The sequence below is a fragment of the Arthrobacter sp. 8AJ genome (assembly GCF_902506025.1).
GTDB lineage: Bacteria > Actinomycetota > Actinomycetes > Actinomycetales > Micrococcaceae > Arthrobacter.
Genome location: NZ_LR733289.1, coordinates 3081049 through 3106082, shown reverse-complemented (window position 1 = coordinate 3106082; position 25034 = coordinate 3081049). Strand labels below are relative to the sequence as shown.

At 62.7% G+C, this 25034-nt stretch carries 24 protein-coding genes and 1 pseudogene; 13 read left to right on the top strand and 12 right to left on the bottom strand.

The features are described 5' to 3' along the window. Positions 1–61 precede the first annotated feature (61 nt). Positions 62–988, bottom strand: coding sequence for an Ltp family lipoprotein (locus BACI349Y_RS14355; RefSeq protein ID WP_159632687.1), 927 nt, complete (start codon positions 986–988; stop codon positions 62–64). 414 nt (positions 989–1402) lie between these two features. Between BACI349Y_RS14355 and BACI349Y_RS14350 the strand changes: the two genes are divergently transcribed. Together BACI349Y_RS14350 and BACI349Y_RS14345 are read left to right on the top strand one after the other, a co-directional pair. Further along, a complete protein-coding gene (locus tag BACI349Y_RS14350; protein WP_159632686.1) occupies positions 1403–1612 on the top strand; it encodes a DUF4177 domain-containing protein in 210 nt (69 codons plus the stop codon). A gap of 336 nt (positions 1613–1948) precedes the next feature. Further along, positions 1949–2257: a DUF4234 domain-containing protein gene (locus BACI349Y_RS14345; RefSeq protein ID WP_159632685.1), complete on the top strand. Its 309-nt coding sequence runs from the start codon at positions 1949–1951 to the stop codon at positions 2255–2257. A 148-nt stretch (positions 2258–2405) separates the two neighbouring features. Here the strand turns inward: BACI349Y_RS14345 and BACI349Y_RS14340 are convergent, their stop codons facing one another. Next, complete coding sequence (locus BACI349Y_RS14340; protein WP_159632684.1) at positions 2406–2543, bottom strand: hypothetical protein; 138 nt, start codon at positions 2541–2543, stop codon at positions 2406–2408. Between BACI349Y_RS14340 and BACI349Y_RS20555 the strand changes: the two genes are divergently transcribed. Next, positions 2535–3179 carry an 8-oxoguanine DNA glycosylase OGG fold protein gene (locus BACI349Y_RS20555; protein ID WP_442858425.1) on the top strand — a complete coding sequence of 215 codons (645 nt, stop codon included), beginning with the start codon at positions 2535–2537 and terminating at the stop codon, positions 3177–3179. The two genes, BACI349Y_RS14340 and BACI349Y_RS20555, sit on opposite strands and share 9 nt — an antisense overlap. A 74-nt stretch (positions 3180–3253) precedes the next feature. On the opposite strand, the gene BACI349Y_RS14335 is transcribed toward BACI349Y_RS20555, so the two are convergent. Then, positions 3254–4912, bottom strand: coding sequence for a thiamine pyrophosphate-binding protein (locus tag BACI349Y_RS14335; protein WP_159632683.1), 1659 nt, complete (start codon positions 4910–4912; stop codon positions 3254–3256). 120 nt (positions 4913–5032) lie between these two features. Then, the gene (locus BACI349Y_RS14330; RefSeq protein WP_159632682.1) at positions 5033–5536 is read right to left on the bottom strand and encodes an Lrp/AsnC family transcriptional regulator; all 504 of its coding nucleotides are present in this window, start codon (positions 5534–5536) and stop codon (positions 5033–5035) included. Positions 5537–5629: 93 nt separating this feature from the next. Between BACI349Y_RS14330 and hisC the strand changes: the two genes are divergently transcribed. The 6 genes from hisC to BACI349Y_RS14300 all read left to right on the top strand — a co-directional run bounded on the left by hisC (position 5630) and on the right by BACI349Y_RS14300 (position 14788). After that, positions 5630–6721: a histidinol-phosphate transaminase gene (hisC, locus tag BACI349Y_RS14325; RefSeq protein ID WP_159632681.1), complete on the top strand. Its 1092-nt coding sequence runs from the start codon at positions 5630–5632 to the stop codon at positions 6719–6721. 53 nt (positions 6722–6774) lie between these two features. Continuing rightward, complete coding sequence (locus BACI349Y_RS14320; protein WP_159632680.1) at positions 6775–8187, top strand: amino acid permease; 1413 nt, start codon at positions 6775–6777, stop codon at positions 8185–8187. Between the two features lie 126 nt (positions 8188–8313). Next, positions 8314–9189 carry a hypothetical protein gene (locus BACI349Y_RS14315; protein WP_159632679.1) on the top strand — a complete coding sequence of 292 codons (876 nt, stop codon included), beginning with the start codon at positions 8314–8316 and terminating at the stop codon, positions 9187–9189. 193 nt (positions 9190–9382) lie between these two features. Further along, positions 9383–12502 (top strand): DUF3427 domain-containing protein, encoded by a 3120-nt coding sequence (locus BACI349Y_RS14310; RefSeq protein ID WP_268891568.1) that lies wholly within the window; start codon positions 9383–9385, stop codon positions 12500–12502. 215 nt (positions 12503–12717) lie between these two features. After that, positions 12718–13038 carry a nucleotide pyrophosphohydrolase gene (locus tag BACI349Y_RS14305; protein ID WP_159632677.1) on the top strand — a complete coding sequence of 107 codons (321 nt, stop codon included), beginning with the start codon at positions 12718–12720 and terminating at the stop codon, positions 13036–13038. A gap of 154 nt (positions 13039–13192) precedes the next feature. Further along, positions 13193–14788 carry a DNA/RNA helicase domain-containing protein gene (locus BACI349Y_RS14300; protein WP_328699860.1) on the top strand — a complete coding sequence of 532 codons (1596 nt, stop codon included), beginning with the start codon at positions 13193–13195 and terminating at the stop codon, positions 14786–14788. A 139-nt stretch (positions 14789–14927) separates the two neighbouring features. Here BACI349Y_RS14300 and BACI349Y_RS20320 read toward each other — a convergent pair whose 3' ends face one another. The 3 genes and pseudogenes from BACI349Y_RS20320 to BACI349Y_RS14290 all read right to left on the bottom strand — a co-directional run bounded on the left by BACI349Y_RS20320 (position 14928) and on the right by BACI349Y_RS14290 (position 17095). Further along, positions 14928–15473, bottom strand: coding sequence for a DUF559 domain-containing protein (locus BACI349Y_RS20320; RefSeq protein ID WP_236560842.1), 546 nt, complete (start codon positions 15471–15473; stop codon positions 14928–14930). Positions 15474–15488: 15 nt separating this feature from the next. Further along, a pseudogene (locus BACI349Y_RS20550) lies at positions 15489–16388 on the bottom strand (zinc-ribbon domain-containing protein); the annotation flags it as partial. A 131-nt stretch (positions 16389–16519) separates the two neighbouring features. Further along, entirely contained in the window at positions 16520–17095 is a 576-nt protein-coding gene (locus BACI349Y_RS14290) for an HNH endonuclease (RefSeq protein WP_159632674.1), read from the bottom strand. Positions 17096–17289: 194 nt separating this feature from the next. Here BACI349Y_RS14290 and BACI349Y_RS14285 point away from each other — a divergent pair, with 194 nt between their 5' ends. The 3 genes from BACI349Y_RS14285 to BACI349Y_RS14275 all read left to right on the top strand — a co-directional run bounded on the left by BACI349Y_RS14285 (position 17290) and on the right by BACI349Y_RS14275 (position 18913). Further along, positions 17290–18027, top strand: a complete 738-nt coding sequence (locus BACI349Y_RS14285; RefSeq protein WP_159632673.1) for a mycothiol-dependent nitroreductase Rv2466c family protein — start codon at positions 17290–17292, stop codon at positions 18025–18027. A 20-nt stretch (positions 18028–18047) separates the two neighbouring features. Beyond that, entirely contained in the window at positions 18048–18530 is a 483-nt protein-coding gene (locus BACI349Y_RS14280; RefSeq protein ID WP_236560841.1) for an SRPBCC family protein, read from the top strand. Positions 18531–18622: 92 nt separating this feature from the next. After that, entirely contained in the window at positions 18623–18913 is a 291-nt protein-coding gene (locus BACI349Y_RS14275) for a hypothetical protein (RefSeq protein ID WP_159632671.1), read from the top strand. A gap of 34 nt (positions 18914–18947) precedes the next feature. Here the strand turns inward: BACI349Y_RS14275 and BACI349Y_RS14270 are convergent, their stop codons facing one another. From BACI349Y_RS14270 to BACI349Y_RS14250, 5 genes are all read right to left on the bottom strand, one after another. Further along, entirely contained in the window at positions 18948–19712 is a 765-nt protein-coding gene (locus tag BACI349Y_RS14270) for an SDR family NAD(P)-dependent oxidoreductase (protein ID WP_159632670.1), read from the bottom strand. Further along, entirely contained in the window at positions 19709–21409 is a 1701-nt protein-coding gene (locus BACI349Y_RS14265; RefSeq protein ID WP_159632669.1) for an FAD-dependent oxidoreductase, read from the bottom strand. The genes BACI349Y_RS14270 and BACI349Y_RS14265 overlap by 4 nt, the downstream gene beginning before the upstream one ends. Further along, entirely contained in the window at positions 21406–22488 is a 1083-nt protein-coding gene (locus BACI349Y_RS14260) for an alcohol dehydrogenase catalytic domain-containing protein (protein ID WP_159632668.1), read from the bottom strand. Before BACI349Y_RS14260 ends, BACI349Y_RS14265 begins: the two co-directional genes overlap by 4 nt. A gap of 6 nt (positions 22489–22494) precedes the next feature. Then, on the bottom strand, positions 22495–22785 hold the full coding sequence (locus tag BACI349Y_RS14255; protein WP_159632667.1) for a YciI family protein: 291 nt from the start codon (positions 22783–22785) through the stop codon (positions 22495–22497). A gap of 181 nt (positions 22786–22966) precedes the next feature. Further along, positions 22967–23863 (bottom strand): LysR family transcriptional regulator, encoded by an 897-nt coding sequence (locus BACI349Y_RS14250; protein WP_159632666.1) that lies wholly within the window; start codon positions 23861–23863, stop codon positions 22967–22969. Positions 23864–24007: 144 nt separating this feature from the next. Between BACI349Y_RS14250 and BACI349Y_RS14245 the strand changes: the two genes are divergently transcribed. Next, a complete protein-coding gene (locus tag BACI349Y_RS14245; protein ID WP_159632665.1) occupies positions 24008–24910 on the top strand; it encodes a LysR substrate-binding domain-containing protein in 903 nt (300 codons plus the stop codon). Positions 24911–25034: the final 124 nt, after the last annotated feature.

The following is a 25034-nucleotide window of genomic DNA, read 5'->3' as shown; positions in this document are numbered from 1 at the left end:
ATCGTTAACGCGTAGACCCTGAACGCTATCGAGGGTCTATAGGGCTTACGTGGCCGAATGGCTAGAGGCCGGTCGTGCTCGCTCCGTACTCAGCCTGCTCCGGCGTGAAACCTTCGAAGAGGAGCTGGTCAATGAGGCCTGGGCGTGAGAAGGACGTGAACTTCAGATAATCCTTGGCCTTCTTGGCAGCCTGATCGTTCCAGTCGATGGTCATGTGATCGACTGCCCAGGTTGCATCTTCAGCAGAGAATTTCTCAAATACGAGCTGATCGATCAGGCCTGGGCGTGAGAATGAGGTGAACTTGAGATAGTCGCCAGCTTTACTCTTTGCGTTCTGCTGGCTGATGGTCCCCCTCTTCGCGGCTGCCTCTGCCTCAGCCTGGGCCTTGGCGGCAGCATCAGCTTCAGCTTTTGCCTTGGCGGCGGCGTCAGCTTGGGCCTTGGCGGCGGCGTCAGCATCCGCTTTAGCCTTAGCGGCGGCGTCAGCATCAGCCTTAGCCTTTGCTGACGCTTCCGCGGATGCTTTAGCTTCCGCTGCGGCAACGGCAGGATCTTTCGTGGGCGTCGGCGTCGCAGAGGCTGTTTGAGTTGCAGCGGCCGCTTTAGGAGTGGAGGCAGCGGGCGCAGATGAAGGGGAAGATCCCGCCCTGGCTGAGTTGACGACGATGCTAAGGAGAATGAGGACGCCGGTGACGATTAAGGCGACCTTCCTATGCTTGTCGTAGCCGGCAAGGGGCTGGCCCTGCTTATCCTTCATCTGGTTTGCGAGAATCAAGATGAGGTCGATAAGCGCCCAGATACCGAAACCGCCAAGGGTTACCAGCTTCAGGATTCCTGTTCCCACTTTGCCCAGATAGAAGCGGTCTACCCCAAGGATGCCAAGGAGTAATGAGAGCAGCCAGGTTGTCAGGAATGACTTACTACTTACCGGCGGCTGACCGTAGCCGTAGTTTTGGGGATAGGGAGCGGTGTAAGGCTGCTGGCTCATGAGAGTCCTTTCATAGGACACCTGACCGACGTGCATTGCAAAGCGTGCGGGGTGGGTGCGGTGTTGGACGCACATGGAGGAGATCCAGCTGGAACACGGACGGCAGGTAAAGACCGAAACCAAGCGCTAATCAGCATTTTTCGCTTCCCCCAGTAGCGTCAAAGTAATCCGATTAAATCCGAGAAAGTGCCCACGACTTTGATTTCTGGGCGAAAACTGCGCGAATCTTGATCATCAAGCGCTGCGCCGGGTAAGACAGTCAGGCTGGGGAATTCACCTTTGGAACGTGAAGCAATTCAGTGCATCGACCGTTGGTTGCTTGACAATCAACGCGTCGTTGGTCACCTCCCAAGAAGAGTGCGCCGCATCAATTAGCATGGGTGCAGTCAGCCAGCAACGGAAGGAATTCGGGCCATGAAGTATGTCGTCCTACAGGTAATTCTGAAAGAGAAACTTTGGGGAACCGGTTCAGGCAATCTGACATCCCTTGAAAAAGCCATCAACGATCAGGCTGCCAAGGGCTATCGACTCCACACCATCACCACCGCCAGCAGTGGCAGCAAAGGATTGATCGCGGGCGGGGATCGCATTCAGGCGACGCTGGTGTTTGAGAGTCTCAACTGATTTCAGTCGCTTGACCTATTCAACGCGCATGCGTTTGGGATCCGAGTGGATCAAGACGCGTCCGTCCACGGAACCGGCGGTGTTCGAGCGCAGGGAACGTGGTTCAGCCGTATGACCTGCTTGTCGTCAGGCGTAGGGGCCTAACCCCGCAGAATTGCGGGAGAAAGTCGCCGCAATTATCGAATATGACGCGCCGCTCAGGATTCCGTCAAGATTGCCGCAGGTTTCGTATGTGTGGTGATCGTCGTTGGATATCTTCACCCAGGGGGAATCCAGGCGCTACCGATGCGCTCAAGGTGTTACTCCTACATTCCACTCGACGCAATTAGGAGAATCATGAAATACCGCAGCATCGCGGCGCCACTACTCTTGCCTATCGTCACCTTCGGTATTTACTCCTTGGTCTGGAGTGTGAAGACGAAGAACGAAATGAATAAGGCTGGTACGGGCATACCCACCGCCTGGTTGCTGATCGTGCCCATTGCCAACATCGTCTGGCTGTGGAAGTACTCAGTCGGTGTCGAGGTGTTCACGCGCAGGGGCCTGGGACGTCACGCAGCGTTTTGGCTGATGTTGCTTCTTGGAACGATTGGCTCTGCCATAGTGCAGCACGAGTTCAACCGGAAGGTTGCTGCGGCTAACTGAGGTTCGCCGGGTAGGGCCGTCCAGCCGTAACAAGCCACAGGAATTCTGACAGACCTCCGTGTCGGCTAGAGCCTCACAGGTGATATCCAGACCATCCGGCCTAGAAAGCGCGAGGGTGCAATCGCCCCGGTGCGGTTACTCAATCTGACTAGGAGTTGAACGTGAAGGTGTTCCGCATTTCCATGACGCCCAGCCCCAAAAGAGTCAGCTCATGATCAACGAATTCGCGGAGCTGCCCGACGATGTTTTCACGGAACTGCCGGGTCCTTCCCCTGTGATGAACCACGCGGTTTACGTTGACGCTGACCGCTGGAAACGCGAACTCGCTGCTCGTGGGCTACCGATTGCTCACGGAAAACTCGGAGGTATAGGCCGTGCATCAATCGCACGCAAAGAGATATTCGATCTTGGCGACCAGACCCCGACACCGGCGAACGCCTTCCAATTGTTCTACTACTCTCTTGCTTGGGGCTTAGGCACTCGAGCCCCCCGACTCCACCAACGGCTTGATGGGCTCGCTGCCCATCAGGAAAAGGCGGGACACCAACTCGCTTCGGCATGGACATTGGTTCAGGATGGAGCACCTCTTAGGGATGCCTACCGGTCCCTGACGACAGACCGAGGCGCTGGCCGCATACCGTGGTTTGGGCCTGCCTTTTCAACCAAATTTCTCTACTTCGCCCAGGGTAGCTCGATCGACCCCAAGCACCTTATCCTGGATCAAGTTGTTTCCAAGAACCTCCGTATGGATGCGTGGCCACAGGCGCCAACGGCCGGTTGGTGGCCAGAAACGTACGAGCGGTACTGCAAGCTGCTTGGGCGTTGGGCCGATCAAGCAGCTGAGCGGCTGAATGGGGCGCGTCCTGTTCGAGCCGACGAGATAGAGATGACCCTCTTCCGACGCCAGCGTCCAAGCCTGTAGAGACAAGGTTGCCGGCAGCGCGCTTCAGAGTGGTGGTGCCGACTCCAGTACCGGAAAGTTTCCTGCGCCATGGGTTAGCCGGCAACAGCGGACTTTGCGGCCTGCGAGGCCCGCATCCACTCGGTCAGCCACGGTGCACGGACGCTTGACGTGATCCGGCAGTCCGCTACGAAGGTTCCCTTGGCGCCGGCGTCGATCCAGCCCTGCAGCGCGGAAAGGTCCGCCAAGGACCGGATCACAGCAGACTCTGCACCCAAAGCCCGGGCAACACCGCTGAAGTCCACCTCGGGAATCAGCATCGGCTTCTCGGTCAGGCCCTGCGAACCGTATTGGTGGATCTCGGCCCCGTAGGCGGCGTCGTTGTAGATCACCACGATGGCGCTGCGGGCCGCACCGATTAGCGATTCAAGATCGGACAGACCCATCAGGAACCCGCCGTCGCCAGAGGCCAGCACCAGGGTCCGTCCGTCCTCCACGGCGCGGGCGGCCCCGACGGCGCTCGCCAGTCCCAGCCCGATCGACTGGAAGGCAGTCCCCACCATCACCAGGTCCTGCGGCCGCGGGATGTTCCAGTACATCGGCGCCCAGCCGATGAAGTGGCCGCCGTCCTGGACCACTGTGCGGCGCGCCGGCAGTACGGCATCCAGCGCCGTGGCCAGGGCGCGCGGGTCCAGCCTGCCGTCCACGGTTTCGTCTGATCCGGGTTCATGCCCGGGGCCTTCCGCCAAGCGCTTGCGGGCTTCCGCGCGCCACGCCTCGGCTGCAGTCTCACCTTCAAGCAACAACAGGAGCCGTCCCGCAGCGGACTTTGCGTCCGCGCTGACGAACAGGTCCACCCGCGGGTTGGTGGGCTGCAGGGCGGTGTCGATCTGGATGGCGGTGCTGTTTGGGCCGAGCAGGTGCCCGAACCGCATGGTGAACGGGCTCAGGCTGGCCCCGGCCACCAGGACCACGTCCGCCTCGCCCATGAGGCCGGCCGCGGTGTCGGTGCCGAAACCGCCGGCCACGCCCAGGTACCCCTCGCCGTTGAGGAGTTTGAGCGCGAGGGCGGTTCCGGCGGTCAGTGCGCCGAGCCGGTCGGCGAGTTCGCGGAGTTCGGGCCCGGCGCCGGCGAGGTGCGCGCCCCGGCCGGCCAGGATCAGCGGCCGCCGTGCCCCGGCGAGGAGGCGGGCCACCCACGCAAGGTCGGTGGCGCCGTCGTCCGTCACCTCCAAAGCCGATGGCTCAGGAAGGTCCTCGTCCTCCGCTTCGAGGGCGGGGAGGTCGTAGGGGATGGCAAGCACGACGGCGGTGCGCCGGGTGAGTGCGTAGTCCACCGCCTGCCGGGTGACGGCGCCGGCGGCGTCGCGGGTGACGGTGAAGGTGGCCGCGCCGAGGCCGGCGGCGATGGCGGCCTGGTCAACGTCCCACGGCCGGGCGCCGCTGGTGGGGGCGTCACCGGTGACCAGCACGACGGGGATCTGCGCCTGGACGGCCTCGGCCAAGGCGGTGAGGGCGTTGGTGTAGCCGGGGCCGTAGGTGGTGGTGGCCGCCGCGAGCCGTCCCGAGGTGCGGTAGTAGGCGTCGGCCGCGGCGATGGCGGCGCCCTCGTGCCGGACCGGGGTGAAGCGCAGGCCCTGCTGCTCGGCGGCGTCCAGGAAGTAGACGTTTCCGTTGCCCATGACGCCGAAGACGTCGCTGACATAGCTGCTGAGAACCTGTGCCACGCGGCCCGAGACGGTAAGTGAAGTCATGCAGGAATCCTGCGGCCCGACATGTACATCGGCAACACACTGAAACGCAGCTGGGACTTTTGGCAGCGGCGGAGTAGAAGAACTGCCAAAACGCCCACTTGTGGCGTGCATCACCTCTAGTCAGCTGGTAGAGGCGGACTCCTGTCCGCTCAGCCGGCTGATGAGTCCGTCGTAGCGGGGCGGCATGAGTTCCAGGATGGAGATGGCCGTGCTGGTCCGCTCGATCCCGTCGATTTCCAGGATCTCGTTGGTGATGCGGTAGAGGTCGGCGGTGCCGCGGGCCACCACCTTGGCCATGAGGTCCGCGTCGCCGGTGGTGGCGTGCACCTCGATGACCTCCGGGATCGCGGCGAGCCCGTCCTCCACCGAGCCCGTCCGGGTCTGGCTGATGGACAGGGAGAGGAAGGCCATCAGCTCGTAGCCGAGCGCGGCCGGGTCCAGCCTGCGGCTGAAGGATCGGAGCGCGCCGCTGCGCTCCAGCCGCGCCAACCGCGCGTGGACGGTGTTGCGGGCGACGCCGAGTGTCCGGGAGAGTGCCAGGGCGCTGGCTTCGGGGTCCTTGTCCAGGGCAAGGATGATTCTGCCGTCGAGCGAATCGAGGGTACGGGATGTTGTGATGGTCATATTTTCACCAGAGGTACTAGAAGTTGAGCAGAAGTCCCAAGTACAGAAGCGTATCTTGCATTGTGGTCCGGGTCACTTCCATGATCGGTCCTCATGAGCCCTGAACAACTCCTGGCCCCACGCACGTTGCCCACCCTGCGGACAGCGGTGACCGGCCTGCCGGCCTACGTCCCCGGCCGACGCAGCGCCGGCGCGGACATCGCCGCCCTAGCCAGCAACGAAAGCCACTACGAGCCCCTGCCCGCCGCCACCGCTGCGGTGGCCGAAGCGGCCGGCCGGATGAACCGCTACCCGGACATGGCCGCCGTCGAACTCCGCAAACGGATCGCCCGGCACCTGGGCGTCACCGCAGAGGAGGTGGCGGTGGGGCCCGGCAGCGTGGGCGTCCTGCAGCAGATCATCACCGGACTGTGCGACTCCGGGGATGAGGTGGTGTTCGCGTGGCGCTCCTTCGAGGCCTACCCCATCCTGGTGGAGCTGGCGGGCGCCCGGCCGGTCCGCGTCCCGCTGGACGAGGCCGAAGGGCACGACCTGGACGCCATGGCCGCCGCCGTCACCGAGTGCACCAAAGTGATTCTGCTCTGCACCCCCAACAACCCCACCGGCGTGCCGATCAGCCACGACCGGCTCGAGGCGTTCCTGCAAACCGTCCGCTCCGACGTCCTGGTGGTGATCGACGAGGCCTACGTGGAGTACGCCGACGCCGGCAGCGGCCCCGATTCCCTGACGCTCTACCGCCGGTACCCGAACGTCTGCATCCTGCGCACCTTCTCCAAGGCCTACGGGCTCGCTGGCCTGCGCGTCGGGTACGCGATTACGACGGCGGCAATCGCCGAAGGTTTGCGCCGCACCGCCCTGCCGTTCGCCGTGAGCGCGCTGGCGCAGAAGGCCGCGATCGCGTCACTGGACGCGGGGGAGGAGATGGCAGCGCGGGTCTCTCAGGTGAAGCAGGAGCGTGCCCGGATGGCCGCCGCGTTGGAAGCCCAGGGCTGGACGCTTCAGCCGAGCCAGGGCAACTTCCTGTGGCTCCGCGCCGACGCCGGGCACCTGGCGACGCTGGTGGACGCGTTCAACGCCGCCGGCATCATGGTCCGCGGGTACCCGGGCGATGGCGTGCGGATCACCGTTGCCGACCCCGCCTCCAACAACCGCGTGCTCCGGCTCCTCGCTGCCCACGCGGGCTGACACCCTTCTGACCTTTCCCCAAACCCGTTCCACCTACAACCAGAGGACTCCCCATGGAACAACAGACAACGACGTCTGACCGCGCCCTCGGCGCAGCACTGAAGCCCCGGCAGCTCACCATGATGGGGCTGGGTAGCGCCATCGGCGCGGGCCTGTTCATCGGCTCCGGCGCGGGCATCCAAGCCGCCGGCCCGGCGGTGCTGATCTCCTACCTCGTGGCCGGCACGCTCATCATCCTGGTGATGTGGGCCCTCGGCGAGATGGCTGCCGCCAACCCGGACAGCGGTGCGTTCTCCGTCTACACGGCGAAGGCCTACGGGCCGGTGGCCGGCGCCACGGTGGGCTGGCTCTGGTGGATCCAGCTGGTGGTGGTCATCGCCGCCGAGGCGCTCGGTGCGGCGGGCCTGCTGGCCACCATCTCCCCCGCCCTGCCGGTGTGGCTGATGGCCCTGGTGTTCATCGTGGTGCTCACCGCCGTGAACCTGACCAGCGTGAAGAACTTCGGCGAGTTCGAGTTCTGGTTTGCCCTGCTCAAGGTGGCGGCGATCGTCGGGTTCCTGCTGGTGGGTGCCGCTCTGCTGTTCGGTTGGCTGCCGGGCGTGCAGTCGCCGGGCCTATCCAACTTCATGGGGGAGGGCTTCGCGCCGGGCGGCTTTGGCGGGATTGCGACAGCTTTGTTCGTGGTGGCGTTCGCGTTCGGCGGCACCGAGATCGTATCCGTGGCGGCAGCCGAGACCGCTGAGCCGGCCCGCAGTGTGAAGAAGGCCGTCCGGACGGTGCTGTGGCGCATCCTGGTGTTCTACATCGGTGCCATCTTCGTGATCGCGGCAGTGGTTCGCGTGGGTTCGGCGGGGCTGAAGAGCCCGTTCGCCGCCGTGCTGGACGCTGCCGGCATGCCTGGCGCTGCCACTGCCATCACTCTGGTGGCTGTCGCGGCGCTGCTCTCCGCCCTCAACGCCAACCTTTACGGCGCCTCCCGGATGGCCTTCTCCCTCGCGGAACGCGGTGAAGCACCTCGCGTGCTCGCTTCCGTGTCCAAGGCCCGGGTTCCGGTGGTTGCAGTCCTGGCCAGCGTGGCCTTCGGCGTTGTCACCGTGGTGCTGGAGTTGATGTTCCCCGAGATGGTCCTTGGCGTCCTGCTGAACATCGTGGGCTCCACCTGCCTGCTGGTGTGGACATCGGCGCTCCTGGCCCAGCTTGCGCTGCGTCTCCGCGCCGACCGCCTGGGCACGGAACTGCCCCTGCGGATGCCTGGTTTCCCGTGGCTCTCGGGCCTGGGTCTGGTCATCCTTGCGGCGATCTTCACGGTGGGGTTCATCGGCGAGGACTCACGTCCGCAGCTGCTGAGCACTTTCGGGCTCGTGGCGGCTCTGGCGGTGGGGTGCTGGCTGAACCACCGGAAACGGGAAACTGCGGCCGTTTCCGAAACTGTTGATGGAGCCAAGTCCCCGGTACTCGTCGACTGAACCATATGGGCCAGCCGAAGGGCGCGTCCGGCTGAGGTCGGGCGTGCTCTTGCCATCCGTAGTCATTCCTGGGCCTGGGCCTATACGTCTTAACCGCGACAGCAATTCCCACAGTATTCTCTGTGTATGGCCCTTTATCCCACAGAGCGTGCAGTAGCAGCAGCCCAAAGTTTTATTGCCGGAACCATGACACCGGAAGAGGCTCTTCTTCTCCATCTTCAAATTGGCATTCATATGATGGGTGAGCAACATGGCCCGTCCGGGTACTTTCGATTCGCTACAAATGCCGCATGGCCGGGCGGCCTGGCCGAAACGTTGGTCTCTCTGCTATTCGCAAACGCAGACAATAAGGACTGGGCACCTAATCACGAGTCCTATGTTGACGCGGCCCTTCGAAAGACCGCTGGAGGCGAAACCGAGGAACTTCGCTCCCTCAGTCTCTGGCGTGCACCTCGCCAGGGTAAGGGAAAGGGCAACGGAAGTATTACGGATGTGGATTTGTTCGTGCTCCGGGAAGGACTTAGTCAAGGCTATTGGCGGCAATTTCAGACACTAGTACCCGATACTATCTCTCGACTGCTGGATAGCCAGGAGCAAGCTTTCGGATGTCAGGTGAAGCTCCGGCTTGACTGGCTTGAAGAAGCCGATGATGGACATGACTCACTTCATTGGGGGTATTTTGTGCCCGGTCAACGGTTCGACCTTGCTGAATTCGTCGGTGCACCCACATGGTTGCCTCAGCCGGTGGATCTCTTTGTAGTTGCGAAATTTAGTGCTCAGCAGGGGGGAATCAGCGCCCGCGGCCGAATCTTCGATAAATGGGCTGTCCGCGATCAAATCCTGCGAAGCGTGCGTGAACGAATGGATCGAGGCGTAAAGTCTTTGGAGTTTGGGTCTCAACGATTTTCCTTTGGTGAGTGCATGGCCTTCCCCGCTGGCACAGGAATCGAAATCTCGGACCCACTCACCCGCCTAATTCGACGTCCGGTTCCCACCGAATAAACCCACTGCACGTATATGGAACCTCAAGCCCGTGGTGGCTGATGTATTGGCGGTGCAGTGACCATATTTCAGACGCAGGCTTATCACGAAGAATCAACCGCCCGTCTCTTTACGCAGGTTAGCTGCAACTCCAGGAGATAACCACTAGCCTGGCGCAGTGACTATTTTTTTTGGGGGATTGGCAGCGGAGCAGCTGCCAGAGGGCCTGTACGAAGTGCTCAACACGGATGTGCTCGGTGACTATCTGAGGCAAGAGCAAGGACTCCAGTCAGTCTTCGCAGACATAAACGACGAAGACTCCCCGGACATACTCGCCCGTCACGTGGCCGACGCGGTCCGGCGAGCCCTCGCGTCAGCCAAACCCACCGATCGAGTCTCCCTCGCAAACAGGCTTCTCCAGGAACTGGACACCCGAAACCGCATCGCACCGGGTCCAACTCAGCTCCAGTCTCTCCATCGCCCGGATAAGCTCAAACGTCGCAACCTGCGCCGTCCTAAGACCAAACTGAGCGATTCCGCTTTGCTGACTAACAGCAAAGACGATCCCAACCTCGCCGCCGAGCTTCGGGCCGAGATGGAGTCCGCTGACACGGTTGATCTTCTATGCGCATTCGTCCGCTGGACCGGCCTCAGGCTCCTGGAGCCTGCCCTTGAGCAACTCAAGGAGCGCGGCGCCAAGCTCCGGGTTATCACCACAACTTACATGGGCGCCACCGAACGCCGCGCCATTGACGAGCTCGTTGACCGGTACGGGGCCGAAGTCAAGATCAGCTACGAAACCCAAGCCACAAGGCTGCACGCCAAAGCCTGGCTGTTCCGCCGCAACACGGGTTTCGACACCGCCTACGTCGGCAGCTCTAACCTGAGCCAGGCTGCCCTCCTCGACGGGCTTGAATGGAACGTCCGGCTTAGTTCCGTCGCAACACCCGCCCTCCTGCAGAAGTTTGAGGTCACCTTCGACAGCTACTGGGAGCAGCGGGCTTTCCAGAGCTATGACCCGGAGCGCGACGGCGAAAAGCTGGACGCCGCGTTGGAACGGAGCGGCGGCCGTCGCACAGCGGCGCCGGATGCAACTACTGGTCTTGAGGTTCAGCCGTTCCTTCACCAGGAGGAGATGCTGGAGGACCTGGAAGCCGAGCGGCTCAAGGGCTTCAATCACAACCTCCTGGTCGCTGCCACGGGCACCGGCAAAACGGTTATAGCCGCTCTGGACTACAAACGGCTAAGCGAAACTGCCGGCCGCGACCTCAAACTACTCTTCGTCGCCCATCGTCAGGAGATTCTCAAACAGGCGATGCGCACTTACCGCGACGTCATGCAGGACGGCGCCTTCGGTGAACTCTACGTGGGGGAGCACAAGCCGCAGGAGTGGAAGCACATTTTCGCGTCTGTCCAGTCGCTGTCCTCCCTCGGCATCGAGCAACTGGAACCTGACTTTTTCGACGTCGTCGTCATCGATGAATTCCATCACGCCATGGCACCCACCTACCGCCGCCTGCTGGACTACCTGAAACCGCAGCAGCTCCTCGGGCTCACCGCGACACCTGAACGCGGCGACGGCGTCGACGTCGCCAAGCAGTTCTTCGAAGGCCGCACCGCAAGCGAGCTGAGGCTGTGGGACGCCCTCGACGCCGACCTGCTGGTGCCATTCCACTACTTCGGCGTCTCCGACGACGTCGACCTCAGCCGCCTGGAGTGGAAGCGCGGCAACTACGACGCCAACCAGCTAAGTGCCCTTTACACCGGAAACGACGCCCGCGCCGCCAAGGTGATCCGCGAACTAAGGGACAAGGTCACCAGCACCGACCAGATGCGGGCCATCGGCTTCTGCGTCTCCGTCCAGCACGCCCGTTACATGGCCGAGGTATTCAACCGGGCCGGCATCGCCTCCGTCGCCGTCGACGGCACCACCGACAATGCTGACCGGGAGGAAGCCCTCCGGCGCCTGGGGCAGCGGGAGATCAACTGCATCTTCGCCGTCGACCTCTTCAACGAAGGCCTGGACCTGCCCCAGGTGGACACCATCCTGCTGCTCCGGCCCACGCAGAGTGCCACGGTCTTCCTCCAGCAGCTGGGACGCGGGCTGCGCCGCGCCGAGGGCAAAGCGGTGCTGACGGTCCTGGACTTCATCGGCCAGCAGCGCCGTGAGTTCCGCTTTGATCTGCGCTACCGGGCGCTGACTGGCTACGGGCGCAAGGAGTTGGAGAAGGCTGTCGAGGACGAGTTCCCTTATCTGCCGTCCGGTTCCCAGATCGTGCTAGACCGGGTGGCACAGAAGGTGGTGCTGGACAACATCAGAGCACAGCTCCGGTTCAACCGGGCACAGCTGGTCCGCGATATTGCTTCGTACGCCGAGACCGAGCTGGAGGTCTATCTGGAGCGGTCGGGGAACGACGTGAAGACGATTTACCGTTCCACCAGGGACTCGTGGACCGGTTACCTCCGGCAGGGAGGGCTGATCGAAGGGTTCTCACCACTGGAGACCGTGCTACGCGGGAAAATTGAGGAGCTTTCGGACGCGGAGGAAAAGAAGCTGCTGGGCCGCATGGCCGCGCTGATTCACGTGGATGACCCGGAACGCGCTGCAGCATATTCGACGCTGGTTGCTGCCGACGCGCCCCGTTATGCGGAGCTTGGCATGCGCGAGCAGGCTTTTGCACGCATGCTGTTTTACACGCTCTGGGATGACGGCGGCGGATTCACAACATACGACGACGGCCTGGACCACTTGCGCGGCTACCAGTTTGTGTGCCGCGAGATTCGACAGGTCGTAAAGCTCGGAGTGGCGGCGTCTAAACACGCGGCGAAGAGTCTCGGGGCAGGGCTGCAGCATATTCCGCTGCTTTCGCATGCCACCTACCGGCGTGAGGAGGTACTGGCGGCACTGCAGTACGGTTCGCTGGAACAGGGAAAGAACGTCCAGCATCGGGAAGGCGTCGCATGGTGTCCGGCGACGTCTACCGATGCATTCTTTGTCACCCTGAACAAGGACGACAAGAAACACTCGGCGACCACGATGTACAAGGACTACGCCATCAGCCCCGAACTGTTCCACTGGGAATCCCAGAACGCGACGTCACGAGCGAGCCCGACGGGACGGCGCTACCTTGACCGGGCTTCATACGGCTCGAAAATTCTGATCTTCACGAGGGACACGGCCGATGACGAGACCGGGCTGACGGTTCCGTATACGTGCCTGGGTCAGGTGGACTACGTTCAGCACTCGGGGGAGAAGCCGATCGCGATCACTTGGAAGCTGCACCGGCCGATGCCAGCGGATGTGTTTGCGACTGCGGCGGCGGTAGCGCAATAGGGTTGTATCGAAGGCGGTCCATGAGTTCTCAAATGCGATATTCCGGGAGAAGGAGAAGGCTATTGACTCAGTGGGCGCTCGTTTCGAGAATTTCCGAACTGTCACCCAATGCGGCTTCCCATTGAGGAGGGGCATGATGTCACTAGGGAAAACTATTCGGCGGCCACTCGTAGTTGTTCGGGCTGGTTCTTCCTAGTGCATGTTACGGTGACTTGGTGTCGCATAGAGCCGTAATCCAGTCACTTCGTGAGTTCGTATTAGAACGAGAGTGGGGACAATTTCATAGCGTCGTCAATTTGGCCAAATCTATATCGATCGAGTCGGGCGAACTCCTGGAATGTTTCCAGTGGAGCGACGAAGCGGAACAACTGAGGGTTCAGTCTGAACTTGCTGACGTCTTGACCTATGCCTACCTCTTGGCCGACCGCCTAGGACTTGACCCGGACGCGATCGTTGCCGAGAAGCTCGAGGAGTCCCGGTCGAAGTACCCGGTGGAAAAAGCTCGCGGGCGGAGTTTGAAGTATGACGAGCTTTAGGATTGAGCGACGGAACTTCTCGCCTCGAGAGATTGAGCTACTGAGCCAGAGCGGCGCCCACTTCACTAACTGGCCCGTCGTATATACCCTAAATGATTCAAGAGACGTCTACGTCGGAGAGTCGAGAAGCGTCGCCTCTAGAATGCGGCAACATTTGAAGTCACCCGAAAAAGCCGGCTTACAAAGGGTGCATCTTGTCATCGACAACACATTTCATAAGTCTGCGTGCCTGGATCTCGAGTCGTTCCTAATTAGGCTTTTTGCCGGCGAGGGTCGCTATCAGGTACTAAATGGAAATGGCGGCATAAGTGACTCGGACTACTACGACCGCGCGAAGTACACTGGTTCCTTTAAGCAAATATTTGAAGAACTGCGTGCGGAAGGAATGTTTGAACGCACAATTCCTCAAATTGAAAATAGTGACCTCTTTAAGTTTTCGCCTTTTAAGGCCCTTAACCACGATCAGGCGGGGGCAGTAGGTGAGATCCTAGATGGCCTTCTTGGGGATCTTGAGGGTGGAGAACTAAGTACCAGTGTCATTCAAGGAGATCCCGGTACTGGAAAAACTATCATCGCAGTCTATCTCATGAAGCTCCTGCGCGACATTCAGCTTTCTGAAGAAGGTGAAAACTTTGATAGTGATTCAATCTTTGCAGATTACTTTGTTGAAGGAAATCGCGATCTCATTGCCAATATCAAAATTGGCCTAGTAATCCCGCAACAGTCGCTACGTTCAACTATTCGAAAGGTTTTCAACAAGACGCCTTCTCTTCATTCGAGCATGGTTCTGAGCCCGTTTGATCTCGCACCCTCCGAGGAACCTTACGATCTGCTAATAGTGGACGAAGCGCATAGGCTCAGCCAGCGTGCAAACCAGCCGTCCGGTCCTCAGAACAAGAAATATCGCGAGATCACGGAATCCCTGTTTGGCAAAGATGACCTTTCGATCACCCAGCTGGACTGGATCCGTGCGTGCAGCAGGCACCAGATCCTGCTAGTGGATTCTGAACAGAGTGTTAGGCCGGCGGACCTGCCCGAGCACTTGGTTCGGTCCCTCATAGAAGACTCGCAAGCCGAGAAGAGGTTTTATCGGCTGCGTTCTCAGATGCGTGTCCAAGGTGGCGCGGACTACATCAAGTACGTTCGTGGAATTTTTTCATCAGACCCCCCACCCCGTACGAAGATCGATGATTACGATTTTAGACTTTTTGATGATGTCAAAGACATGCATGAGGCCATACGCAGCAGAGAATCAGAGGTGCAGCTTTCCCGACTTGTGGCAGGCTTCGCTTGGCCTTGGAAAACAAAATCTAATCCAAGTGCTTTTGATATTGACATTGAGGGTTATCGTCTTCGCTGGAATCAAGCCCAAACTGACTGGATAAATTCAGCGACATCACTAGATGAGGTCGGCTCTATTCATACAGTTCAGGGATACGATCTGAACTACGCGGGTGTCATCATCGGACCTGATCTTCGCTTTGATATGGGCACTCAATCGATCATTGTTGATCGAGCGAGCTACTACGACAAGAAAGGCAAAGAAAACAACCCTAAGCTTGGGCTGGTGTACACCGACAGTGACTTGCTTAGGTACATCATCAATATTTATGCCGTCCTCATGACGAGGGGCATGCGGGGGACCTACGTGTATGTGCATGACAAAGCCCTACGCAAATACCTTCGCGGGTTCTTTCCGCAAGAGCCGGAAGGTTCGTTCAAGACCTCAGGAGTGGCAGGAGTTCATTGAGGCTTACCCGTGCCAACGAGCGCGCCAACCCCAGTCCAGGACGAGCTGGCCCAAACTGTCTCGACGCGGCATGAAGGCGTCTCGATATGAAGCGAGCCCAGACGCGAGCGTCGCTGTTTTGTGAGTAGAGTTTCTCGAATTAGAACAGTGCCGGCGAGGAAGTGCCGCCAGTTTCTTTGCGCTTCCTGGCGGCCTTAGCGCTCAAGGGCACGAACTTCTCGGATCCAGGAAGAGATTCGTAGAGTTGATTGGCCTTCTCGGCAACGTCTGCGGCCGACGTCTCGAGATAGGCAGCAGTGATTTCTGGGCAGATCCAGTCGAGCCCGACCATATGACGGAGGACCGCACTTGTTATGGCCCGTGCATCCGGAACCCGCTGGAGCGATACGGCGATATCATGCTTCTGGTCCAACAGGGGAAGGGGCGCTTCCCGAATGCGAATCACTCGGAACCCTGCATCCCAAAGCTTTCTTGTTTTTGAAGCGTCACGTTGCTCATGCGATTTACCCCGATGGGAATACGAACCATCGAACTCAACAATGACCTTGTAGGACTCAATGAATATGTCGACAGTATGCGGCCGGTTGTGGCCTATGTCGAGACGCTTCTGCTGGTGGGGATTTACATCCCCGGGAAAAGCTGCGTCGAACTCACATGCGAGCGCAACGTCGATTTTGGACCGCATTGCTGGTGCACACCATTTACAGCCGTCCTGATCCCGAGCACGAGCAACAACAGAGCTTGACCAGACATGCTCGGAGTTTTGCGGGCATACCCACCAAGCGCGTCGACTGCTTCCGACGGACACGTCTTCAGGTGTAAGCTCTCCGTTCTTGGTTGGATGCCATTGCTGGGCCAGCTGGGGTCGGTTGATACTCAAACGGTTTTCGTCGGTGGGACGCCTGCCACTGCAGAACGGGCACCCTGCTCCGTCTGCCGGACGGGAACTGACTACAGCCTCCCACCTGTGTGATGAGTCAGCTCGACAAATCCAAGATGCTCTGTAGTCGCTCCCGTAGGCGACTTCGCCTGGTCCCTTTTCGTTTTCCGGGTCCCACTCCGTCGCTAGAAGAGGCCTCACCCCGGCGACGCTGTTGGAAGAGTCGACTTGCTTCCCAGCACAGAACGGACACCCACTGCCTCGAAAGCGCGCGGCCGGAGAAGCTTTGTATTCGTGGCTGCTATCCCTTCGGCATATCCACCACACCTTGCGATTGGATTGGGCTGTTATCTCCGTGGGGGACAAGCGGAATTCGACTGAATTTCGCTCGTCGTGCCATGTTGCGACGAGGTCAGGACGGGCCGACGCCAAGTTGTTCTTCTCGCTGGGCTTCATTCCCTGGCAGGTGGCGCAGCCGTGACCCTTCGCCCGTACATACGGCGTCGTCAACCAGATGTGGCCTCTTTCGCAAATCCACCACACGGCCCGGTTGCTGCCGGGCCGGACGTGTGTCGGAGGAAACGCATTCCTATCCTCGCACCACTGAGCCGCGATGGCGGGGAAAAGGTTCGCTAGTGATTTCTCACCCTCATCGCGAACTGGGTTTTGCCGCTTCGCTTTTGGTTTTTGATTAGATGAGTCGCTGTAAAGTTCGGTCATTAGCATTCTCCTCAGGGCGAGTGCTGTGTAAAGACGACAGATAGAAGCAGATTCTTGGCTCGTCAACACGTGTATCTGCAAACCCGGACGACGGGCACCACTGCTCCCGGCCTCGTCTTGACTGATTTGAGTTAGGGGAGCGGCTGACGTTCGCCAACACTGATGGAGGACGACTGCGGCAGGTACTCCCGCCGTCGCCGTTCCATCCGGCGCTGCTGGCCGGGAGACGGGATGTTGGCGCGCTTGGCGCGGTTGCACCTGGCGCACGCGGCAACGAAGTTCTGCAGACTGGTGGAGCCGCCCTTGGACCACGGGTAAAAGTGGTCGCCATGCTCAGCCGTGCTGCCGCAGCGGCGGCCGAAGCCGGCTTCCAACTCGCACAGGCCGTTAGCTCGGGCCATCCCTTCGCGGCGTTGCTGGCGAGTGAAGCGGCGGACTGGGTCGCGGCGTCGCACATCCCGCCTGGTGATGATGGCTGCGGCGATGCCGAGCACGACTGCAACTACAAGGGGGAGCGCAGCTGCAGAGACGACGCGGTCGAACATGCCGAGCAACACTGCAGCGGCGACGGAAGGCCCCGCTCCGGAAACCGGTGGTGCCTTTGCCGTGAGGGCCGTCATCACCGAGGCGGCAAGCCATATCAGCACCGCCGAGTATGCCAACCGAAGCCCCTGCCGGGTCCAATAGATGCGGCCGAGTTCCGGCATTGCTTCCCCCAATTTTGTTCGCGGGCGTCCGCGATCGCTGATGTCCAGGGAATGCTATCGGCCAGGCTCAGTCCGGTGGCCCAGGATTGGCTCAGTTTTTGCTGAGCTTCCCGCCCAGGCCCCGCCGTCGTCCATGCCCCTGCTGCCGTCCCGTCGAATAGACGTAAGTCATTACCAGGTGCAAGGGTGGTCGGATGAATGCCGACATCAACTTCTACTTTGACCCCGTCTGCCCCTTCGCCTGGATGACGAGCAAGTGGGTGCGGCAGGTGCAGGCGCAGCGCGACTACACCGTGGACTGGCGGTTCATCTCGCTGCGGCTGATCAACTCCAATGTGGACTACGACGCGCATTTCCCGCCGGAGTACGAGGCCGGCCACACCGCCGGGCTCCGGCTTCTGCGGGTGGCGGCTCGGGCCCGCGCGGAGCATGGCCGCGAGTCGATAGCCAAGCTCTATGAGGCGTTCGGCATACACATCTTCGACACCGCACCGGACCCGGCCAAACAGCGCACCGAGGGCGAAATCCGTGAGCAGCGCGGGACACGTGCGTTCGTGGAGCCGATCCTCGCCGACGCAGGCTTGCCCCTGGCACTGGCGGACGCTCTCGACGACGAGTCTTGGGACCGCGAGATCCGTCAGGAGACGGATGAGGCGCTGGCGCTGACGGGCAAGGACGTAGGGACGCCCATCATCCACTTTGAACCTCCAGCCGGGGTGGCCTTCTTCGGCCCTGTGATCAGCCGGCTCCCGGACGACGACTCGGCCGCCGAACTGTGGGACCACGTGGTGGGGCTGGCACGCTTCCCTGGTTTTGCCGAGCTCAAGCGGAGCCTGCGTGAGCAGCCACAGCTTGCTGCCTTCGGCGTCGATGCCGATACCGTCGGCCAGCAGGAGGACTGGCACGGCGGCAGCCGGCGGCAGAAGAAATGACGTCAGTAGAGGATGGATCGATGAAGACAAACACCCGCCAACACCAGGAATCCGTCACGGTCCAGGTCTCAGCCGAGACGCTCTACGACCTGGTCTCCGATGTCACCCGCACCGGCGAGTGGAGCCCGGTCTGTACATCGTGCTGGTGGGACGACGAGGCCAGCGCCGGCCAGACCGGCGCCTGGTTCACCGGCCGCAACGAGATCCCGGGGCGGACCTGGGAGACCCGGTCGCAGGTGGTGGCTGCCGAGCGCGGCCGCGAGTTCGCCTGGGTGGTGGGTGGCCGCTTTGTCCGTTGGGGCTTCATCCTGACCCCGGCAGCCGACGGAACCATCCTGAGCGAGTCCTGGGAATTCCTGCCCGAGGGCATCGCGATGTTCCGGGATAAATACGGCGATGATGCAGACGCCCAGATCGCCGATCGCACCCAGCAGGCCCTCGACGGCATCCCGAAGACGCTCGCCGCGATCAAGCGGATCGCGGAGTCCTCAAAGAGGGCCTGACTTTCGGCCCTAGTTTCTGACTGTCCGCAAGGCCATGACTAAGGGGAGGAGTGGAACCCGCCGCCCCATTGACGCCCTGAGGGAGAAAGACCATGTTCGCCAGAATCAGCACCTACAAGACCGGCCCCGACACCCGCAGGGACAACCCCAGCGACGACGTCGTGAACAGCGTGCTCGAGCTCCCGGGATGCAAAGGCGTCTACTATCTGAACGGGAAGGAGACGGACAACGCCCTGTCCATCACCCTTTGGGACACGGAGGAAGCGATGGTGGCAAGCCGCCAGGCAGCCAGCAGGATCCGGGAGGAGAGCAGCCAGGCGGACAGGACCCGGATCGTCTCGGTGGAGGAATTCGAAGTGATGGCCAGCAGCCTTAAGGATTGAGCCGCCGTCGTTCGCCTTTGTTCGCCTCTGACCGCTATGCCGTGTTCCGCCCGCCGCTGAGGTCCAGCACCTGCCCGGTGGTGTAGCTCGCCTCCGGGGACAGCAGCCAGGCGGCAAGCGACGCGAACTCCGCCGGTTCGCCCACCCTACCCATCGGCACCCTGGCGAGTAGCTCGGCGTTGCGCTCCGGCGAAAGGTCCTCCAGGAGGCGTGTCCGGAACATCGACGGCGCCACCGAATTCACCGTGACTCCGTCCGGCGCGGCTTCCTTGGCGGCCGTCTTCACCAGCGCCACCACGGCCGCCTTAGACGCGGAATACGCAGCCATGTTGGCGTTGCCCTCACGCGCGGCGATGGAAGCCAGCACGGCGATGCGGCCGTAGCCGGCGCCCCGCATGACGGGCAGCAGCGCGGCAAGGCCGTGGAAGCACCCGTCCAGGTTGATGGCGAACGTCCGCGACCAGCCCGCAAACGGCATGTCCTGCACCGCGGTTTCAGGTCCCTGCACCCCGTGGGCGAAGAGGGCCCCGTCAATGCGGCCGTGCTGCTTCAGCACCCCGGCCAGTACCGCATCCCAGTCCTGGCGTTGCGTGACATCCAGGCGCAGGGACGTTCCGGGCGCTTCTCCGTTGCCGGTGCCAAGGGCATCGGTGTTGACCACCGTCGCCCCCTCGGCGCGGAGGCGGTCGCTTGCTGCGGACCCCAGGCCTCCGGCCGCCCCGGTCACCAGGACCACCTGGCCCTGGAAGCGGCCGGGCCAAACGGGCGAGGGCTTGGCCGTTTCATTTACGGGGGTCATCGGATCTCCCCGTTCATGGCGGGACCGGGCGCGGCAGCCGCCGTGAGCGGTGCAAGGGTTTGCGCCAGGTGCTCGCCGACGGCGAAAGCCCGGGTGATCGCCGAGCCGAGGGTGGCCCCGCCGCCGGGGTAGTTGTTGCGGAAGACGCTGGCGGAGACGTTGCCGGCGGCGTAGAGCCGGGGGATCGGCTGGCGGCGGCGGTCCAGGACCTGGCCATTCAGGTCGGTGTCCAAGCCACCGGAGGTGCCCAGAGTCCCGGCCGACACCGGCACCGCAAAGAACGGTCCCGCCGTGAGCGGCGCCAGGCAGGGGTTGGGGGTCACTCCGGCGTCGCCCAGGAAGCGGTCCTGCGGGGTGGAGCCGCGGTGGAACTCGGTATCGACGCCGGCGGCTGCGTCGGTGTTGAACCTGGCGATAGTCTGTTCCAGCCCGGCCGGATCGATGCCGGTCTTTCCCGCCAGTTCCCGGAGCGTGTCCGTCCGCACCATCCAGTCCGCGGGCTTCCCGGGCGTGGAGCCGGCCACCGGGTACTTCTCCATGTAGGTGGAGTCGAAGACGAGCCAGGCCGGGTTGTTCTGCTGGCCCAGGGAGTGCGGGTCGATGGACGCGAACAACCGGGAGGCGTCATGGTAGTTCAGGGCCTCGTTGACGAAGCGCTTCCCCGCGGCGTTGACCGTGATGGACCCGGGCAGCGTCATTTCCACGTTGCCCATCCGTCCGGACTGGACGCCGTCGTACCGGTGCGCCGGGGTGCTGATGACCGGCACGCCCCACACTGCGGTCATGTCCGCCACGGCGGCGCCGGCCTTGAGGCCCAGTTCCAGCCCGTCGCCCTCGTTGGAGGGCGCGCTGATGGGGGTGATGGGGAAAGGCAGGAATGCCTTCCGCAGGCGCGGGTTCCATTCGAATCCGCCGGAGGCAAGCACGACGGCGGCCGCTTCCATCGTCCTGCTGCCTCCGCCCGCGCCGATGGTCACCTTCCAGCCGTTGCCGGGCCTGCCGTCGGGCCCGTTGTCCAGTGGGAGCAGGTCCAGGAGCGGCGCCGACGCGGCGATGCGCACGCCGCGGTCCAGTGCGCTCGCGAGGAGCCTGCCCACCAGGGCCCCGCCCATGGTCCGCACGCCGGCGGCGGCCCGGCGCGCCAGGAGCGCGGGGTCGGCCGCCCGGCCGTTCAGTTCATCGCGTTCGGTCATGGTCAGCAGCGGAAAGTACGAGGACGGGCGGATCAGCTCCGCCAGGCCGGGATAGCCCGCGGGGTCGAACGCATCATTGTCCAGGCCCCTGCCACCATCAGTGGCCCCGGCCCACTCCATGTGGTAATCCGGCCGGGCGATCGGCGTCATGGACACCTTGGTGTTGTTGACCAGATATTCGACGGCGCGCGGGGCCGTGCTGACGTACCATTCGATTTCCTGATCCGTCAGCACGTGCCGGCCCGCCTCGGTGAGATAGGCGACGGCGCCGGCATGGCTGTCAGCGAACCCCGCCTTCCGGGCAAGATGGTTGTTCGGTGCCCACATCACGCCGCCGCCGGCTGCCGTGGTGCCGCCCAGTTGCGGGGCCTTTTCGACCACCAGGACGGAGAGTCCGGCGTCGGCGGCGCGTACCGCTGCCACCAGCCCGGCGGCACCGCTGCCCGCCACCACTACGTCGTAGGAGCCGGCCAGATTCTCCACGGGAGTGGTCACGGAGTTCATGCCGTGACCGCTTCCCGGGCATTGGCGGCCGCTCCGGCAGCCTGCGCAGCGGGCATGTCGATGACGATTTTGCCCACCTTTTCGGTCCGGTTGCCCATCAGCGCATAGGCCTCCGGCAGCTCCCTGAAGCCAAAGCGGTGCGTCATGAGCGCCCGCGCCTGGCCGGGGTGCCGGGCCAGCAGTGCCAACCCGTCGGGAATCAGGTTCAGGCTGTTGCGGCTGCCCAGAATGTCGAGCTCTTTGAAGGGGATATCTTTCATGGAAAGCGTGACAGCGCGCGGCGAGATGCCCACCTGGACAATGCGGCCGGCGCTGGCCACGAGCCGGATGGCGTTTTCGAGCGAGGACGGAACGCCTGTGGCCTCGATGACCAGGATGGGGCCGTTGCCTTCCGTCAGGGCATCCAGCCGCGCGCTTTGCCCGGCGTCGGGAAAGGGTCCCGAGGGATCCACCAGGAGGGTGTCGGCGGCACCGAAGGCAGTGGCGAGCTCCAAACGGTCCGGTTCCGTGTCGGCGGCAATGACCTGCGCTCCCAGGTCGGTCAGGTACAGGGTGGCAAGGAGTCCGATGGGTCCGCTGCCCAGCACCAGCGCAGTTTCCCCGGCCGTTGCCCGGCCGCGGTTCACGGCCTGCATGGCGATCGACGCCGGTTCCCCCATCGCGGCGATCTCCAGCGGCAGCCCGTCGGGAACAGGGCACAGCTTTTCCACGGGGACGCTGAGCAGTTCCACCAGGGCACCGTCGGAATAGCAGCCGATGCAGCCGATGCTGCGGCAGACGTTGGGCCGACCCAGCCTGCACGGCTGGCATTGCCCGCAGTACGTCACGGGGCTGACGGCCACCCGGTCGCCGACGCTGATGTTGGCGCTGTTGTCCCCGATGGCCTCCACGACGCCGGAGAATTCATGGCCCTGCACGATGGGCAACTCGGTGGGGTAGTCGTCCTCCCAGATGTGCAGGTCCGTCCCGCACAGGGCGACGTGGTGGACCCGGACCAAGGCGTGGCCTGCCTCCAGGGAGGGCCCGGCCACTTCCTCGTAGCTGATGGTTTCCTTGGCGATGGTGCGTGCGGTCAGCATCCTTCCCTACTTCCCGTCCGCGCCGAAGAAGATGTTCCACTGCCGGATGCTGCGTTCTTCGACCAGGTTGTTCCGGAAGAACGGGTCCTGGTCCATCAGGGCCTCAACATCGGCCTTGGACTCACCTTCAATGACCAACAGCGCGCCAGGTACCTCCTCCGGGCCGAACGGGCCGCTCTTGAGGAGCCGGCCGCCGTCGAACTGCGACTGGAGGAACTCCACGTGGCTGGGACGGTGCGTGTCGCGGGCAGCGGCGGTCCCGTTCGCGTAGGAGTACGTGACGGCAAAAGTGGCCATGGAAAGTTCCTCTTCATTGAGTCGGAAGGTGTGCCGGCTTGTCGGGCCGGTCCGGGTGATTCCATGGTGCTGACCCGATTGAGACAAGTCCAATACTTATTCGGTCAATGACTATGTGCAGGAATTGCATAGTCGGTGACCCTGCGGGAGAAGAGTTTTTGGGCCTGGACCCCGCCCGGCCTTAGGCTGAGGGCGTGGGGAGGACTTCCTCCGCCACCTGCAGCGCCAGCTTAAGGGCAGGGGAGACGAGGGCTGGATTCCAGGCAATGCCGGATTCCAGCCGCGGCGCATTGCCCGAGAGCGGAATGAACACCGTGCCGCCGGGCATGATCGCGGCGACTGACCGGGGCATGAGGCTTACCCCCACGCCGCCGGCCACCAGGGACAATGCGGTGTAGGGATCCGACACTTCCTGCGCCACGCGCGTGCGGAACCCTGCAGCGGTGCACGCGGAAAAGATGGCCTCCCGGAGGGTCGATCCTTGGGCCTCGGGCATGGTGACGAAGCCGTCCGCGGCCAGTTCATGCAACGCGATTATGGACCGCCCGGCCAGCGGGTGGTCCACCGGGACCGTGCCTCCCAGCGGTTCCACCGCGATGCGCCTGGTGGCAAGGGACGGCGCGTCCACCGGCAGGCCGATGAAGGCCAGGTCCATCGAGCCGTTGTGCAGATGGCCCAGGGCGTCCTGCGTCAACAGTCCGCCGCTGAGGGTGAGGTCCAGTCCGGGATAACGCTGCCGCAGGGCGCGGGTCAGCGGCGGCAACGTGGTGTGGTTCAGTGCACCGGAGAACCCGATGGCCAGGCGGCCGTAAACGGTCCCCGTGTCAGCGGTTGCGGCCCGCCGGGCGAGGTCCAGCTCCTCGAGGATCTTCCGGGCGTGGGGCAGGAAGGACAGTCCTGCCGTGGTCAGCGAAACGGCCCGGGTATTGCGCTCGAACAGCTCCGCACCCAGGCTCTTTTCCAGCTTCTTGATGGTCTGGCTCAGCGGTGACTGTGCCATGCGCAGGCGGCTGGCCGCCCGGCCGAAGTGAAGCTCTTCGGCGACCGCCAGGAATGCCTCAATCTGCCGCAGTTCCATGTGCCTCCCGGTGGGCCGAGGTCCTGGCCCGATTGAGCGCTGATTCAACCTAGTTGCCCCGTTACTATAATCCCAGTGCACTTGATGCATTCCCATGGATCCGGGCGGCAAGCCACAGGCAGGCTGCCAGCAAGGGGCGCGTAAATGACCGAAATCCGGTGGCTTGAAGCCTTCGTCGCGGTTGCCGAGGAACTCCACTTCGGCCGCGCAGCACTCCGCCTGCATACTTCACAGTCCCCGCTGAGCCAGACAATCCGGAAGCTCGAGAACGACCTGGGCACGCGCCTATTCGAGCGGAACACCAGGAGCGTCGCACTCACGCCGGCCGGCCACGCCCTCCTTCCGCGGGCCTACCGCGTGCTCCAGGACATGCGCCTGGCGCGCGAGGCCGCCCTGGCTGAAGTGGAGGGTGTGCGCGGAAAGATCCTGATCGGATTCTCCGGGGCCGTGAACCACTTGACCCTGCCGCCGCTCACGCGCGCAGTGCGGCGGCGCCACCCCGACATTGAACTGGACCTCACCAGCAGGGTGCGCACCAGGGACGGCCTGGCAAGCGTTGCCAACGGAACCCTTGACCTGGCCTTCGTCGGCGTTGCCGAATCCCCGGATCCGTCAGTAGTGGCCCGGCTTGTTGCCCGGGAAGAAATCGGGGCGGTGCTTCCCTTGGACCATACGTTAGCCCGGGAGAAGTCGATACCGTTGCAGAGCCTGGCGGGCGACGACTTCATTTCGCCGCCCACGGACGGCTCGTCCTCCATGACGGAAGTGCTGCTGGCGTCCTGCATGGCGGCGGGGTTCCGGCCGCGCATCGTCCAGGAGTTGTCGGACCCGTACATGGTGCTGACGTTCGTGGCGGCGGGGGTCGGAGTCACATTGATGAGCAGCGGAATCTCGAGCATCATCCCTTCCGGTGCTACCTACGTGCCGCTGGACGCTCCGCATCACTACATGAACCACGCCATTGCCTGGTCCGCCGACAATGACTCGGCCGTGCTGAAAGCCGTGCTCGACGTGGTCGAGGAAGTCTTCCCGCCCGTCACAGCCTGACCGAACATAGATCGATCACAGCATAGTGCTAGATCAATTTAGTCGTGGACTAACTAAGTGATGGCACCCACACTGGATGCAGAAGCCGCCCCATGCGGCCACCCGGTTGCAGCGCACGCACAGC